General features: G+C 65.3%; 18 protein-coding genes. 4 read left to right on the forward strand and 14 right to left on the reverse strand.

What is annotated here, in order from left to right; all coding sequences use genetic code 11:
- The first annotated feature begins 186 nt into the window (after nt 1–186).
- Nucleotides 187–681, forward strand: coding sequence for a hypothetical protein (locus FFS56_RS04030; RefSeq protein ID WP_137771967.1), 495 nt, complete (start codon nt 187–189; stop codon nt 679–681).
- 19 nt (nt 682–700) lie between these two features.
- On the opposite strand, the gene FFS56_RS04035 is transcribed toward FFS56_RS04030, so the two are convergent.
- From FFS56_RS04035 to FFS56_RS04090, 13 genes are all read right to left on the reverse strand, one after another.
- Nucleotides 701–1207: a hypothetical protein gene (locus tag FFS56_RS04035; RefSeq protein ID WP_137771966.1), complete on the reverse strand. Its 507-nt coding sequence runs from the start codon at nt 1205–1207 to the stop codon at nt 701–703.
- Nucleotides 1207–1458 (reverse strand): hypothetical protein, encoded by a 252-nt coding sequence (locus FFS56_RS04040; protein WP_137771965.1) that lies wholly within the window; start codon nt 1456–1458, stop codon nt 1207–1209. Before FFS56_RS04040 ends, FFS56_RS04035 begins: the two co-directional genes overlap by 1 nt.
- A gap of 46 nt (nt 1459–1504) precedes the next feature.
- A complete protein-coding gene (locus FFS56_RS04045; protein ID WP_137771964.1) occupies nt 1505–2182 on the reverse strand; it encodes a hypothetical protein in 678 nt (225 codons plus the stop codon).
- Nucleotides 2183–2184: 2 nt separating this feature from the next.
- Nucleotides 2185–2505, reverse strand: a complete 321-nt coding sequence (locus FFS56_RS04050) for a hypothetical protein (RefSeq protein ID WP_137771963.1) — start codon at nt 2503–2505, stop codon at nt 2185–2187.
- A gap of 68 nt (nt 2506–2573) precedes the next feature.
- Nucleotides 2574–2732: a hypothetical protein gene (locus FFS56_RS20440; protein WP_171010983.1), complete on the reverse strand. Its 159-nt coding sequence runs from the start codon at nt 2730–2732 to the stop codon at nt 2574–2576.
- A 29-nt stretch (nt 2733–2761) separates the two neighbouring features.
- Entirely contained in the window at nt 2762–3154 is a 393-nt protein-coding gene (locus FFS56_RS04055) for a hypothetical protein (protein ID WP_137771962.1), read from the reverse strand.
- A gap of 75 nt (nt 3155–3229) precedes the next feature.
- Nucleotides 3230–3601, reverse strand: coding sequence for a hypothetical protein (locus FFS56_RS04060; protein WP_137771961.1), 372 nt, complete (start codon nt 3599–3601; stop codon nt 3230–3232).
- Nucleotides 3602–3647: 46 nt separating this feature from the next.
- Nucleotides 3648–4016 carry a hypothetical protein gene (locus FFS56_RS04065; protein WP_137771960.1) on the reverse strand — a complete coding sequence of 123 codons (369 nt, stop codon included), beginning with the start codon at nt 4014–4016 and terminating at the stop codon, nt 3648–3650.
- A 32-nt stretch (nt 4017–4048) separates the two neighbouring features.
- A complete protein-coding gene (gene ligA / locus FFS56_RS04070) occupies nt 4049–6016 on the reverse strand; it encodes an NAD-dependent DNA ligase LigA (RefSeq protein ID WP_249352945.1) in 1968 nt (655 codons plus the stop codon).
- A gap of 61 nt (nt 6017–6077) precedes the next feature.
- Nucleotides 6078–6503 carry a GIY-YIG nuclease family protein gene (locus FFS56_RS04075; protein WP_137771958.1) on the reverse strand — a complete coding sequence of 142 codons (426 nt, stop codon included), beginning with the start codon at nt 6501–6503 and terminating at the stop codon, nt 6078–6080.
- A gap of 37 nt (nt 6504–6540) precedes the next feature.
- Complete coding sequence (locus FFS56_RS04080; protein ID WP_137771957.1) at nt 6541–7056, reverse strand: hypothetical protein; 516 nt, start codon at nt 7054–7056, stop codon at nt 6541–6543.
- A 67-nt stretch (nt 7057–7123) separates the two neighbouring features.
- Entirely contained in the window at nt 7124–8440 is a 1317-nt protein-coding gene (locus FFS56_RS04085; RefSeq protein WP_137771956.1) for a WGR domain-containing protein, read from the reverse strand.
- 30 nt (nt 8441–8470) lie between these two features.
- Nucleotides 8471–8698, reverse strand: a complete 228-nt coding sequence (locus tag FFS56_RS04090) for a hypothetical protein (protein WP_137771955.1) — start codon at nt 8696–8698, stop codon at nt 8471–8473.
- A gap of 137 nt (nt 8699–8835) precedes the next feature.
- Here FFS56_RS04090 and FFS56_RS04095 point away from each other — a divergent pair, with 137 nt between their 5' ends.
- Together FFS56_RS04095 and FFS56_RS04100 are read left to right on the forward strand one after the other, a co-directional pair.
- Nucleotides 8836–11361 (forward strand): helicase C-terminal domain-containing protein, encoded by a 2526-nt coding sequence (locus tag FFS56_RS04095; protein WP_137771954.1) that lies wholly within the window; start codon nt 8836–8838, stop codon nt 11359–11361.
- A 277-nt stretch (nt 11362–11638) separates the two neighbouring features.
- Complete coding sequence (locus FFS56_RS04100; protein ID WP_137771953.1) at nt 11639–12079, forward strand: DUF488 domain-containing protein; 441 nt, start codon at nt 11639–11641, stop codon at nt 12077–12079.
- Here the strand turns inward: FFS56_RS04100 and FFS56_RS04105 are convergent.
- A complete protein-coding gene (locus tag FFS56_RS04105; protein WP_137771952.1) occupies nt 12076–12909 on the reverse strand; it encodes a hypothetical protein in 834 nt (277 codons plus the stop codon). The two genes, FFS56_RS04100 and FFS56_RS04105, sit on opposite strands and share 4 nt — an antisense overlap.
- A gap of 76 nt (nt 12910–12985) precedes the next feature.
- On the opposite strand from FFS56_RS04105, the gene FFS56_RS04110 reads away from it, so the two are divergent.
- Nucleotides 12986–14026 (forward strand): hypothetical protein, encoded by a 1041-nt coding sequence (locus FFS56_RS04110; protein WP_137771951.1) that lies wholly within the window; start codon nt 12986–12988, stop codon nt 14024–14026.
- Nucleotides 14027–14140 lie beyond the last annotated feature (114 nt).

Consider the following 14140-nt stretch of genomic DNA (forward strand, 5'->3'; position numbering starts at 1 on the left):
GATCTACGAGCAGCGGTACGGATGGATGCGCCGACCGCCTCGGTGATTCTTGTTGCGTGGACTCGTAGTCACATGTCTTGCGGTGTTGTCGGCCTTGAGGACGATGAGGGTGGTGCCGTCGAGATCCCACCATCGAAGCTGGCGACGCTGACAGCGCTATTGCCAAGGCCCGTTGATGAGAGCGCGTTGCGGTTGATGTACCCGGAGGTGCTGGAGGGCGTCGATCCGGGCGAGGTTCCGGAGGCGGAGCGCGTCCCCGGGATGCTGCGCGGGCCCGGTCCCGTATTACTCCGAGTGCAGGTTGACGAGCCGGCATGGGCGGCGGTGACGGATTATGTGGTCGAGCAGGTGAACGCCGGTCTGTGGGTGTCGGATGACGATGTCCGCGACGCGCTCTATTCGGTGCTGTCCGTGCCGGAGCTGCCGAGTGCGTGGATGGATGTCGAACGCCGGAAGGCGGCGCCGGAGGTCCCGGGGGAGCGGGTGTTCGAACCGGTCTCCGTGTCGGATGAGACGGGGCGCACGATGAGCTGGGAGAGCGCGTCCCGGTGGTTCCCGATCGCGGATGCTGCGGAGGCCGCGGCGGATCTCGCGAACGAGCTCGCGGAGCGTGCGCAGCGTGAGCGTGGCGCACGTGGTGACGGCTCGATGATGATGACCTACCGGATCAGTCTGGTCTGACCGATTCGAGCCGCCGCGGTCAGGCGGCTTCCGGTTCGCTGGGGTCCCATCCGGACCGGACTGCGTTGTGCACGCAGGAACCGCACATGCCGTAACCGGCGTGCATGTCGAGGTAGTCGATCTCCTCACCGCATTCGCTGCAGGCGTCGTCAGGATCGTCATCGACGACGAGTCGGATCAGCACCAGGCGCGCGTGCTCGATGTGCTCGCCGGTGACGACGTCGAGGTTCCAATAGTCGTCACCGGCGTTCAGCAGATCGAGCTGGGCGGCGATGATCTCGTGCGCGGCGCCCGGGGCGAGCGAGATGTCAGAGCGGGTCTGCACGAGGATCGGGTTCGACGGGTTGTGCTGCGTGCGCGCGTACTCCGGGCGCGGGTCGTGAACGTATCCCATGCGCAGCCGCGCCGCGGATGCCGGGGCTCCGTTCTCGTCGGCGACACGATGGTCGTATGCGCGACCGGTGAAGTCCTGCGCCCGCCACGGCTGCGGGTCGTCGTTGAACGGCGGTCGGCTGCTGAAGAGCATCAGGTCTCCTCACCTTCGAGGTCGACCACCAAGGGTTCCGCGTAGTCGGGGGAGGGGTCCTGGTCTTCGCATGTGAACGCCAGATGTCCGTCGGACCGCATCTTGCTGAGGATCTCTTTCGCGACGTCAGTGTCCGCATCGCTGCCGGTATCGAAGGCTCGTCGAAGAGCGGCAAGCTCAAGGGGCGAAGCATCCTTCAGTTCGAAGGTCGCCCAGCAGCGTCGGTCGTATCCGATCTTCACCGTGGTCATCGTGTTTCCTTCCGGTGGATGCCGTGAGTGAGTTCGCAGCTAACGGTCATCGGCCTGCGCTGTCCTTGAACACGTGGACGGGCTGGATGAGTACCGCGAGTTTGCCTCCGAGCACATCGCCACGCGTGGCCTGGACGGGCTTGAGGATTCGGTTTCCCGGCGCATGGCCGGCACCGGTGTAGTTCAGCACCCATGCCGCTTCACGTCGGTGTTTGTCTGTCTCTCCAGGCAAGCTGAGCTTGCCGAGCATGGTCAGGCGGTTGAGGTCCATCCCGATCCCCGCGGGCAGGTCGTGCTCAGCCGTGTCGTGACCTTTGAATGTCGGGAACAGTCGCTCGATGGGTGGGAAGTTCCCGTCGTCAGCTGTCAGCGTGACTGGCTGCGTAGCCGCCGTGCGGAGGTCAGCGTCGAACGTCACTACGTGCTGGGCCCGGTTCGACCCCGTGGGCTCGAAGCTGAACAGCCCTCCGGACTTGGTCGCGGCGACACGCTTCGCGTCTTGGGCCGAGAGGAGGACTGAGGATTCAGTCTCGTCGGAGCTGAGCGGGAACGACACACGAGCCGCCGTCTTCCGGTCGCTCGCGTAGGCCATCGCAGAGTCCTGTGTCACGTCGATGCGGATGGACTTGAGGATGCTGGGCTCATTGCTTGTCAGAGTCGGCGCGACGTGAACGAGGCTGGCGATGGCCTTGATCTGCGAGGAGGAGAGATAGAAGTCGGCCATTGTCAGATCCCCTCCATGATGTCGGCGGCACGGCCGAGCACGACGAGCAGCTCTCGTTGCGTCGGTGCGCTCTCACCGCCCGCGAGTTCGTCCAGGGTGAGTGTGTATCCGCGACGGTTCGGTTCGCTTAGCGGAAGTTGGCGGATCGCCTCCCATGCCGCGGCGTCCGGAGTGCCGAGGTACGCAGTGAAGGCCTCCCCAGGAAGGGGCTCGGACGGTGCGAGCTCGAACGCCCGGTGCACGAGCGCTCTCTCGTCGGCCGTGATGAACTTGAACGCGTCCAGGTGGCGGCTGATGATGTCCGCGAAGACTGTGGTGCTCATGCGCATCACATACCCGGCGTCGTCGTTTGCGGATGCGCATCGATCATTGACTGAACCCACGCGGCGTACTAGCGGGCGCGCCCTGCCGCGCGACGATTCTGGTCGGCGTCGTACAGCGCGCTGCCGCCCGCGTCGGCGATCTCATCGAGACTCGCCGCGCGCGCAAGTGCGGCATCGCGCTTGCCGATGCGGAAGTCTGTGGAGGGGGCGGGGGCGTTGCGGGTCATGAGATCCACATACCCGGCATGTGGTGCCGTTACGTTGTCGAGTGCCGCGTCTTGCCTGCGATGAGAAGCGCTCCGCCGACGCTTGCGAGGACTCCGGCGATCCCGAGGATCGGGGTGAACGCGCGGAGCAGCTGTACCGGCTCCCAGTACTTGCCGGCGTGACGCGGTTCCAACATCACCCCGGCGAGGGTCGGGGAGTCGATGACGTACAGACGCGGGCCGTTCGTCGTCTCGACGGAGCTCAGGCGCTGCGGCAGGCCGTTGTACTCGACGAGCGCGCCCGCAGCTGGAAGATCGGCGCATTGCTCGTGCGTCAGCGTGAGCTCGTAGAGGATCTGGATGTGCCCGCAGCTGGTGAACTGCGGCGGGCTCGCGAGGCTGCAGAGCCCGAACCAGAATGCGGTGCTCGTGACGAACAACATGGCGGTGAACCTGGCGCCGGCAAGGGCGGACCGCCCAGCTTCGGTGAGCCTGCTGGCGGTGGCGGGGGAGAGATGTCATCCCCGTGCGGCCTCGGCGAGCATCGCGAGGATGCCGTCGCTGTTGAGGTGCTGGAGATCGAGCGCCACTGCGAGGAGGTACTTCGCGTCGGCGTTCCCGCTGAACGCGTCCGCGAGTTCGGTGGCGCGGGCGTGCACTTCGGGGTCGCCGTCGGCTCCGTAGTTCTCGTATGCGATGTCGATCGCGCGCACGTGAGCGAGCCGATCACGATCTGCCCGGTCCGCCACGATGGCGAGCTGCATCAAATGGAAGGTGTCGGCAGATCCGCCGCCCAGACCGTGCTCGGCGGCGACGTCGGAGGCGATGTCGCGTGGTGCGCGGAGGCGAGTTGTCCGAGCGGCGGATGCGGCGGTGTGCGGGATGTCCATGGGCACCACATACCCTGCGTTCAGGGAGACCTACAACGGCGCCAGGTCAGGCATCTCGGTCATTCTCCTGCCCTCCGTTCGGGCTCTTAGGCTGGGACCCGTCGCGGACGACGGGGAGGTAGCAGCCGGTGTCGATGTAGTGCTGCACGCTGGCGTTCGACGTGAGATCCGGCTGGTTGCGGCGGAGGACGTCATCGAGGGTCATGCCCTCGATCTCGGGGCGAGTGCGCTTCGGTCCGAGCCGTTCCGTCGACCACTCGTTTCGGATGACGGGGTTGTCACGCGCATCGTCCTTCGAGGTCATGTAGTCGACGCTTCCGACGGACACGGTGTAGCCGCCCCAGAGGTTGCGGGACACCTTGCATCCGGTGAGGCGTGCGCCGGCGATCAGGTATGCCGTCAGCTTGTCGGTCATGCTGACCACATACCCGGCGCCGTTGTGTTCGGTCAGAGTCCGAGGCGCTCCGCGAACTCGTCGGGGCTGATCGTTTCGACGCCGAGCTGTTCGGCCTTGGCGAGCTTCGAGCCGGCGCCGTCTCCCGCGACGAGAAGGGAGGTGTTCTTCGATACGGAGCCGGAGGACTTCCCGCCGTTCTTCTCGATGAGCTCGTTCATCTCGTTCCGCCCGTATGACTCCAGCTTCGTGCCTTTGGTCGAGCCGGTGACGACGACCGTCATCCCGGCGAGCGGTGCGCCCGCGGGCACGGCCTCGTCGGACGTGGAGGTGACTCCGAGGTCGATCAGGCGGCGGATGACCTGGCGGTTGTGCTGCACGCCGGAGTAGATCACCTCGGCGCGTCCGGCGGCGATGCCTTCGACCTGCTGGAGGTCTTCCGGCATGGCCTCCAGCAGCGCGTCGAGGGAGCGGAAGTGAGCGGCGAGTCGTCGCCCGAACGTGCGCCCCGTCTTGCGGATGCCGAGGGCAGTGATGATCCGGTTCAGGGGCTGCTCCCTGGCGGCCGCGATGTTCCAGTAGAGCTTCGACGCCCGGGTCTCCCCGAACACCCCTTCGCCGAACGGAAGCGACTCGAGCTGGTTGAAGGACACCTCGAACAGGTCAGCGAGGTTGGACACGAGGCCGGACTCGACCATGGCATCCGCGACCGACCGACCGAGCGTGTCGATGTCGAGCACGTCGCGGGAAGCAGCGTAGGTGATGAGGGCCGCGACGGAATCTGCCGGGTTGGTCGAGCGCAGGAACTTACCGGCGTACTCGTGCGGGAATCCGTCCACGTCCTCCGTCGGCGGAACCCACGGGGTCGTGTCCGGTCCGTTCGTCACGGAGAGCACCTGCGGGATGATGTCGTTCGCCTTGTAGACGACCGCCTTCGAGCCGATGCGGATGTCCTTGTCGGCGATGAGGTCGACGTTGTGCAGGGAGGCGCGGCTGATCGTGGACCCGTCGACGAGCACCGGATCGAACACGGCGGTGAACGACAGGTTCCCGGTGCGGCCGACCTCGACGACGATGTCACGAATGGTGGTCTCACCCGTCTGCGCCTCGTACTTGTAGGCGACGGCCCAACGCGGGGCACGGGACGTCTCACCGAGCAGGCTCCGCACCGTCGGAGAGGTCGCTTTCAAGACGACGCCGTCGGTGGGGTACTCGAAACCTGCTCGCAGCAAGCCGAACTCTTCGATGGCGGTGAGGATGTTGCCCTCGGATGTCGCCACAGTCTCAGCACTCCATCCGATGTCCTCAGCGAACAGGAACATCTCTTCGGCATTGGCGGGGATGCCATCGTGGTCGTAGGTGACGAACGTGAGCCGCACGTCATACTCGAGCTTGTCGGCCCGGACGGTCCCCGCTGTCGCGTTCCGGGGATTCGCGAAGGACGCCTTTCCCGCAGCGACGCGGTTGGCGTTGCTGACCGTGAAGTCGTCGTGGCTCATGAGCAGCTCGCCCCGGACCTCGAACGCGACGGGCGCACTGGTCGGCAGGTACCGCGGCAGGTGCGCGATCGCGACGTTGTCGCGGAGGACACGGGAGGTGACGTCCTCTCCGGAGCGGCCGTCGCCTCGGGTGACGAACTGGACGAGCTTGGCGTCTTCGTACCGCGCGCGGATGGCCATCCCGTCGAGCTTCGGCTGGACCGAGACCCGGGCGTCAACGGGATCGGGTGCCGCCTCAGCGACGCGTGCGAGGAACTTCCGGATGTCGCTCTCATCCGTGACCTTGTCGAGCGACAGCATCGGCGTTGGGTGCGCCACGTCACCGGCGACCGGCACGCCTGCAGCGACGGTGGTGAAGAGGTCGTGGTCGACCTTCTCGTCGGGGTAGTCGACCTCGTGCTGCATGATCTCGGCCAGGAGCTGGTCGTACTCGGCGTCGGTCATCGTCGGCTCGTCGCCGTTGTAGTAGGCGAGCGCGGCCTCCTGAGCGCGGGCGATGGCGGCGGGATAGTCGAAGGTCATGGTTTCCATAGTGCCCACATACCCAGCCCGGGGCCGCGCGCAGCTCAGCGCAGGAGCGGACTCATTTCGCGTTGATGGGTGGGCGCCAATGCATCAGCAGCGCGGATTCGAGTGCGGCCGCACTGACCGCGGACTCGGTTTCCACCCATGCGAGCTCGCAGCTGTGGATCCACGCTGTCACGACCCTCACCTGATCTGGTGTCATGGCTGACGGGCGCTGTCGGGTGTACGCGCGCTCAAGTCCGAGTTCTCGCACGGCGACCCACGACCGCAGGGTGCTTCGGCTGAGGTCAAGAGAAGTGGCGAGGTGCGTGGAGAGCCGGGATCGCAGGCTCGACGCCTTCCCGAGGTAGACGCAGTTGCCGTCTCGGAACCAGGCATAGACGCCTGGACCGCGGGGGATCTGAGCGGGGGCAAGGGACCCCGCTCGGTGACGGTGCTGAGACTGGACGGTGATCCAGTTCTCGCTCTGTGGTGTCTCGCTCATCCAGAGAATCTATCGGCTGTGCTGCCGGAGTGGGATCTCAGACGAGGTCTCGCGCCCGACCCCGGATCACTGCCCGGAGTGACCGGTAGGTCTTGACTGCGTCGGAGTTGCGCCCCAGCGGAAGCAGCAGGTTGGCCATGCCTTCGAGGCATCCCACGGCGCCCAGCATCCACTCGTGCGACCAGTGGTGGTGGGCCAGCAGCAGCGCCCCGCCGGCCGCCGCTTGAAGCATTGGACCGGCCGGGGAGATGAGGAGCTGAGCGGCCCACGTTCTGTTCCCTGTCGCGCCTACGGAGAGCCTTGAGCCCGCGATTGCGAAACTCGTCCACCGGAGGCCACAGGTGCGGAAAGCGAGAACATGTCCGAGCTCGTGGATGAGCTGCAAGGCGAAGTATCCGCCGGCGAACAGGACAACGAACCACAACGGGTTGAGCTCGGAGAGGTGAACGACGCCGAGCTCGGCTGCGGTCAGGTGGGTGACGTAGGCGGCGAGGCCGCAGATGGGGTATCCGACCAGCATCCCGAGTGCGGAAGGCTGCACGTGGATGCTCACCCCAGCTACCGTGCAGGCGCACTTACTCATGGTCGCCACATACTCGGTCGTGCCACGTGGTCTCGGTTCACGCCTCGAACTCCACGAGCCAGCGGAGGTTCACCTGCATCGGGTCCCAGACGACCGCCTCGTGGTTGCGGACGCCGCCCGTTCCCGCGTTGACGTTGATCGAGTCGTAGGGTCTGCCGCTCTTGTTCTTCTCGGCCCTGGCTCGCCGCGGGATCGACGAGTCATACGCGGAACCGGTGGGCCGGTACTCCGATCCCATCGCCGTCTCGGTGAGGAACATGAACACGGACTGAGACTTCCCTCCGCCCCAGTAGCCGACCGAGTACCCGGCACTCTTGCTGGCGGACCGGGAGAGGTAGATGCCGTCCCCGAACATGCGACCGGCGATGTGAATGCCAGACCCGGTCGGCGGCGGGATGAACAGGCCCTTGGCCAGGATGGAGAGCACGTTGGCCGCGCCCGTGCCATGCCAGAGACGGCGCACGTTCCGCACGCGCTTCGCGGTCGACGCGATCTCTTCGCCGTGACGAGCATCCTCAAGCGCGTACACGCGGACGGGCTTGAGGGTCGTCGACCAGGCGTGCGCGTCCTGCTTCGTATCGTTGTACCGATCGATCACCGCCCGGAAGTCGTCATCCGTGGGATCGAGGACACGGACTCGATAGCGGAACAGGTCAGCGGGCACGCGCCCGCTCTCATCAGCGGCGGCCTGCGAGGCGTCCGCGTACCGGACGGACGCCTCGAGGGAATCCAGAAGCTCCGACTGCCTGCGCGCGCTCGTGTGAGCGTCGAGCCAGCCTTCCGACCAGCCACGTCCTGCGGAGACCGGCACCGCCTGAGGGATCAGCCGCAGGTACTGTTCCGTGAGGCGCCCACGGTCAGCGCCGCGAGTCATGCCGCTCATCTCGTCGAGGAGCGCTCGGGCGTCCCGGATCGATCGGGCGCTGATCGCGCCGAGCGGCGTGGTGACCTGGCCGGCCATGTCCACGGAGATCAGGCCGCCGGAGGCTTCCAGCAGCTGATGCTTGTTCACGGACACGAGCCGGTCGATGAGGTCAGCGAGAAATGGGTCGGCGCGGCCGCCGGTCAGCTGAGCGGTAGCCGCGCGCTTGAGCGAGGCCGGCGGAGCCGCTGTCGTGGATGCCGCGGCGCCGATGACGTCGACGACGGTGTACCCACGACGCTTCTTCTGCGCGACGACGTCTTCGTAGGCGTAGCGTCCGCCCTTCTCGACCTTCGTCCGACCAGTGGCCCCGACCCGCCCCCAGTTCTTCACGACCGTGCCGTCATCGTGCAGTTCTGCGCGGTAGAACTTGTTGGCGTTCGCGCCCGAGTCGACGTTGATGAGGTAGGTCTCAGCGATCTTGGTGCCCATGCCCGCCACATACCCTGCGGCAGGCCCCACTCACTCCTCGGAGTTGCCGAGCATCTGCTGCCAGCAGTCGGGGTGGATGCCCGAGATCAGCAGCTCCCGCGTCGCCGCATCGAGGTTGTCGAACGCGAGCTGTGTCAGCGCGCCGGCCTGCCAGGACGCGAGCCGGTCAGCGTCAACGACGACGGTGGATCTGGCACCGCAGTTCATGCACGGCGGCGTGGTGACGGCGACCTGGAGAGCGGGAGAGGTGGTGTCCATGTGCGCCACATACTCGGTGCCGTGGGTGCAAGTGGTGCCCGATCGCCTCACACCGCCGGAGGTCAGTATTTCTGCGTCTGCAGTTATTCGGCGACGCCTGATCCGTAGGTACAGCAGCTGCTCTGGGATACTCAGGTGTGACCAAGAAGCCTGGGTTCAACTTCGGCAAGCTGACTGCCGGAACAGCGATTCGCGCCATTACTGAGCCGACGGCGCTCTTTGATGCTTTGCCGAACAAGGAGACCGGCTACGGCTACCTGCGCGCCGTGCAGGGTGCCGTCCTCGACGCTTGGTACCCACGCAGGACCGAGACTGACCTCGTCATCAAGACGAATACGGGCGGTGGGAAGACGATCGTCGGGCTGTTGATGCTGCAGTCGGCGCTCCACGAAGGGATGGGGCCGGCCCTGTATGTCGCCCCTGACCCGCACCTCGCCGAGCGAGTTGAGGAGGAAGCGCGTGCTCTCGGGCTCGCGGTGGTGACTGACCCGGAGCACAGCAAGTTCACGGCTGGCGAGGCGATCTGTGTCACCACCATGCAGACACTGATGAACGCCAAGACCCGCTTCGGCATCGAGGGGTCCGCTACGCGTCAGCCGATTCCCGTCGGCACGATCGTCATCGACGACGCACATGCGGCGCTTGCGATCGCCGAGGAAGCCGCGCGCTTGGCCATCCCGGCGACGCACGCGGTGTATAAGCCGTTCCTCGACTTGTTCGAGGAGGAGCTCAAGACGCAGGGGCTCAACGCGTATCTGGACATCCGTGACGGAGATCGAAGTGCCGTCCTCCGCGTTCCCTTCTGGGCTTGGATTGAGCGACAGGAGCAGGTGCTGGCCATTCTCCGGCCCCATCGCGCGACTTCGGATTTCGAGTGGTCCTGGCCTGTCATGTCGGACCTGCTCGCGATCTGCGAGGTGACTATTTCCGCTGAAGAGATCGAAATCAAGCCGCCTTGCACGCCCGTCGAGAAGTTCCCGTCCTTCGCAGAGGCGAAGCGCCGCATCTATATGACGGCGACTCTCGCGGATGACAGTCTGCTGGTGACGCATTTCGACGCCAACCCCGATAGCGTCGCGAACTCGATCGTGCCCGACACGGCGTCCGACCTAGGAGACCGCCTCGTCCTCGCGCCGCAGGAGCTGAACCCCACGATCAAGGTCTCAGAGATTCGTGAGCTCGCCGGCGAGGTCGCAGAGGACCACAACGTCGTCGTGCTCGTGCCGAGCTGGCGGCTCGCAAATGAGTGGTCGAAATTCGCGGACACGACAGTCAGCAAGCCTGACGACATCAGTGCGGTGGTCGCCGAGCTACGCGCTGGTCACGTCGGCTTGGTCGTCATCGTCGGGCGCTACGACGGCATCGATCTTCCAGACGATGCATGCCGATTGCTCGTGATCGACAGCCTGCCCTTTGCATACACCGGCTCCGAGCGGCGCGAAGCCATTGCGCTGCGTGACAGCGAAGCCATGGTCGCCCGCCAACTGGAACGACTCGAGCAGGGCATCGGGCGGGGGGTACGCAGCCGTGATGATCGTTGCGCGGTCGTCCTCATCGGTCCTCGACTGACGCAGCTTGTGGCGAGGGCAGATGTCGCTGACCGGCTCTCGCCGGCAACGCGCGCGCAGCTGAAGCTCTCCCGGACGATCGCCTCAGACCTGGACGGCGCCACGGTCGAGGACATCGAAGCTGTTGTCCGACAGGTCATCGGCGGCGACGCCGACTTCCGCACCCTGTCCCGCGAGGCTCTGCTCGGGGTCAAGTACGACCCAGGTGCAGTCTCCGATGTCTCACGCCATCTGCGTGCCGCCTACAATTCCGCGCGCGCCGGTCGGTATGAGGAGGGGGCGGAGCATGCGGGGAATGCTGTCGACGCTGCGGTTGTCGCCGGTGACACGCGTCTCGCCGGATGGCTCGGCGAGACCCACGCGGCGTACCTCGGTCACGTGAACGGAGTCGCCGCGCAACTCGTGCTCGACCAGGCCTCGCGGAACAACCCGGCCGTGCTGACCCCGCTTGCCGGCATCGACTATGAGCACCTCGGGCAGAAAGACGACCAAGCACAGCAGGCGAAGTCGTTCCTCTCCGCGACGTACGCCAACGGCGCCGAGTTGATCGTCGGCATCGACGCACTGATCACCGATCTGGCGTGGGACCCGATTCGTACGGACGAGGCGGAGGATGCGCTCGCGTCGCTCGGGCAGCACCTCGGGTTCCTTGCGCAGCAGCCTGAGCGAGACTTCAAGATCGGCAGCGATGTGATGTGGTCGATCGGTATGCACCGCTACGTAGTGATCGAGGCGAAGACCGGCGCGACAGCCAATGTTGTCTGGAAGAAGGACATCAACCAGCTCGCCGGCTCCGCGAACTGGGCCCAGGGCGAGTACGGTGCCGACGCGACAGTCATCCCGGTCGTGGTTCACCCGAGCCACGTCGTTGAGCGCGCGGGCACGCCACCGCATAACTGCCACTCGATCAACCGGGCGGACATGAAGGAGCTCAAGAAGGCGATGAAGAAGTTCGCCCGGGCGCTCGCGCAGGACGACGGGTACAAGGACGCGACGGCGATCGGCGCGCAGCTTTCAGCGCTCAACTTGACCGCGGATGGGTTCTTCCAGTGCTACACACGGCGCACGAAGCGGGAGCCGCGCGAGAGCTCCTGACCCCGGACGAGAACGGCGCGGGTCAGCTCCGCCGCGCCTCCACGGGAACGACGCTGTAACAGTTACCATCTGTTACATGGTCGACGTCGGGCGCCTATCGTTGGATGAGCTGTCGGCGTTGCGTGCGAGCGTGACCAGCGAGCTTCGCGCTCGACGGGACTCCAATCGCACTTGCACGGCGTGCGGACGGCAGTTCACAGCACGGAGTGACGCTCAGTACTGCAGTTCGCGGTGCCGGGTTGCAGCGCATCGGCTGCGTCAACGGAAGGGAACCCCTATGAGCATCTCCGGCATCGGATACGAGGGGCTGACCCTAGACGCCTTCATCTCGAAGCTGCGCATCCGTGGCATCCAGACGCTCGTCGATGTTCGACTCAACGCCATCTCGCGAAAGCGCGGCTTCTCGAAGCGCGCTCTTGCGGATGCGCTGGGCCATGCAGGCATCGCCTACGTCCATCTGCCGGCCCTCGGGAACCAACGCGACAACCGCGCCGGGTATGGCGAGCTCGAGTCCGACCTGGCGAACGAGGTTCGCGACCGCTTCCGTCAGGAGCTCCAGTCAGAGGCAGCCACGACGGCACTGCAGCAAGTCGCTGATCTCGCGCAGACGGGCGAGGTGGTGCTGTTCTGCTACGAGCAGGACCAGCAGCACTGCCATCGTGAGCAGGTGCTCGAACAGGTGCGGCTGCTGATGACCCGCGACCTGGTGAAGTCCTAGAACAAAGTCGGCGCGGGAGCGACCGCGTCCTCGGAGCGTGGCCAGTAGACGCCGAGGACACTGAACTTGCCACGGCGCGCAGCGAGCTCGAAGTTCCCCATGTAGAACCCGGCCCGCCGCTCGGCAGCGAACATCTGCTCGAGGAACTTCTCGGTCACGCCCGCCTTCACGTCCTCGCCTCGATGGCGAAGCCGATTCTGCAGTGACGTCAGCTCCCAGTCGAGGATGCGGCCCTGGTGACCCGCGCAGGAGGCATCCTCGCACCGGTAGCGGTAGAGGACCTTGAACTCGGGCTCCTTCAGGATGGCAGGAATCGAACCGCTCATCGGGATGAGCGCCGTCGACTCCTTGTCGATGCGCGCCTGCATCTTGGCCAGCTGCTCCGGCGTCCACTTCGGGTGCGGCTCAAACTCGAGCCGATCGACGTCCGCCGGGTAGACGAGACCGAGGGAAGGAGCTGACCCGTCAGCTGATGCGGCGCGCATCAACTCACAGGTCGTCGTGGACTCCAGCTGCCCGATGACCTTATGCCGGGCCTTCCACGGCGGGAGATTCTGGACGACGTTCCACGAATCCTGCGTCGGCGAGTAGCTCTCGCGGCGGGTGTCGGAGTCCTTGCGGCGCACCTCCAACTCGATGACGTCGTACTTGTGGAACTGCGCGTCGCCGTCGAGCCAGCGGAACGCAATCGGGTACAGCCGAATCCAGCTCGGCTCATCACCGTCGATTCGGACGCCGGCAACGCAAGACGTGTCCCCGTAGGTCGTCGACGGCTGAGGCGTCGCCTTCACCGTGATGAGCACGCGGGCCCGTTCACCTTCCACCCTCATAGGTGGAGCATATTGCCGAGATCGGACACCGCGGTGTAGAACACCACGGGAGCCTCCATTCGTGCCATGATGCGATATGCCCTCGCCCGAAGATGCTGCCGATGGACTCACGTCCGCCCCTAGCGTTGCACTTGTTGTCGAGGACGCCGACTGTGCGATGCTCGGCATGGACCCGGAACGCTCGGTTCCCACGCCGCTGATCGCCTTCTGCCAAGGTGCACTGGGGATTCTGGCGTTGCGGCCCGATGAGGTGAAAATGGTCATCGCAGGCGACTTCGTCGAATCGGTGAAAGCCCGTCTCCCTGATGGACCGTACCGCGACTCCTTCGACCTGGAGCGTGGGGCTGGGTCCGTCGGCGCGAAGACTCTTGTCGTTGATGGCGAGGTACACGTCGTGTTTCCCGCATTCCTCTTTCTTGATTCAGACGCGGCGCGTGAGCACCTCTCACCGCAGGACGCAGAGCAAATCACGGCGAGCGAAGTTGCTCGAGCCAACATGGCACGGCGCACCGCAAGCCACGAGGCACAGCATGTCGCTATGGAGCAGGCTGGCGAAGACAAACCAGACTTCACGGCAGCGGGCTGGGCTCGACAGAACTTCTTGAACGTGGCGCATCAGGTCATCTCCGAGTACCGTGCCGAACTCGGTGTGCCCCTCGAACTGCGAGAAGAGTATGAGACCGAGTTCCCATTGGACAGTCTCAGTCATCTGCAGTCAGCACTGCAGCGCTACGTGGCCAACTACGACCGGCACCGGGACATTGATCGCCTCGCCCACGAGGTTGTTCAGGAGACACACCACGTATGGAAGGCGCTCGCCTACCTCGTTGCTGCGCGAAGGGTCACAGGATCGGAGGTTGGTGCTCCTTTCGCTGACAACGTCGTCGAGTCAGACCTATGGAGGCTCATGGCGGAGGACCATTGGGACGATCTCGAACGTCTTCTGAGCGTCGTCCCGTTCGGTGGAGTTCGGATCGACCCAAGCGACCTCGAACGATGGACGGATACGCTTGCCGACGCGCTCGATGCATGGCTGGCCGATTTAGGCTTCGTCTGGGAAGACCTGGCGGATGGACGCTCGAGATTCTGGATGGTGCCAGCCGACTTCATCTTCTAGCTGTGATGTCCAGGGACGTTGTTTCGGCGACACGGCCGTGAAGAGCTGAGAGGTGAGGGCCTCCGGTTGTGAAGTGGAGCTGTTGAGTTCAACCGCTTCAGGAACCAGGAGGCC

The sequence above is a fragment of the Microbacterium sp. Beta genome, from assembly GCF_005502545.1.
GTDB classification, from domain to species: domain Bacteria; phylum Actinomycetota; class Actinomycetes; order Actinomycetales; family Microbacteriaceae; genus Microbacterium; species Microbacterium oxydans.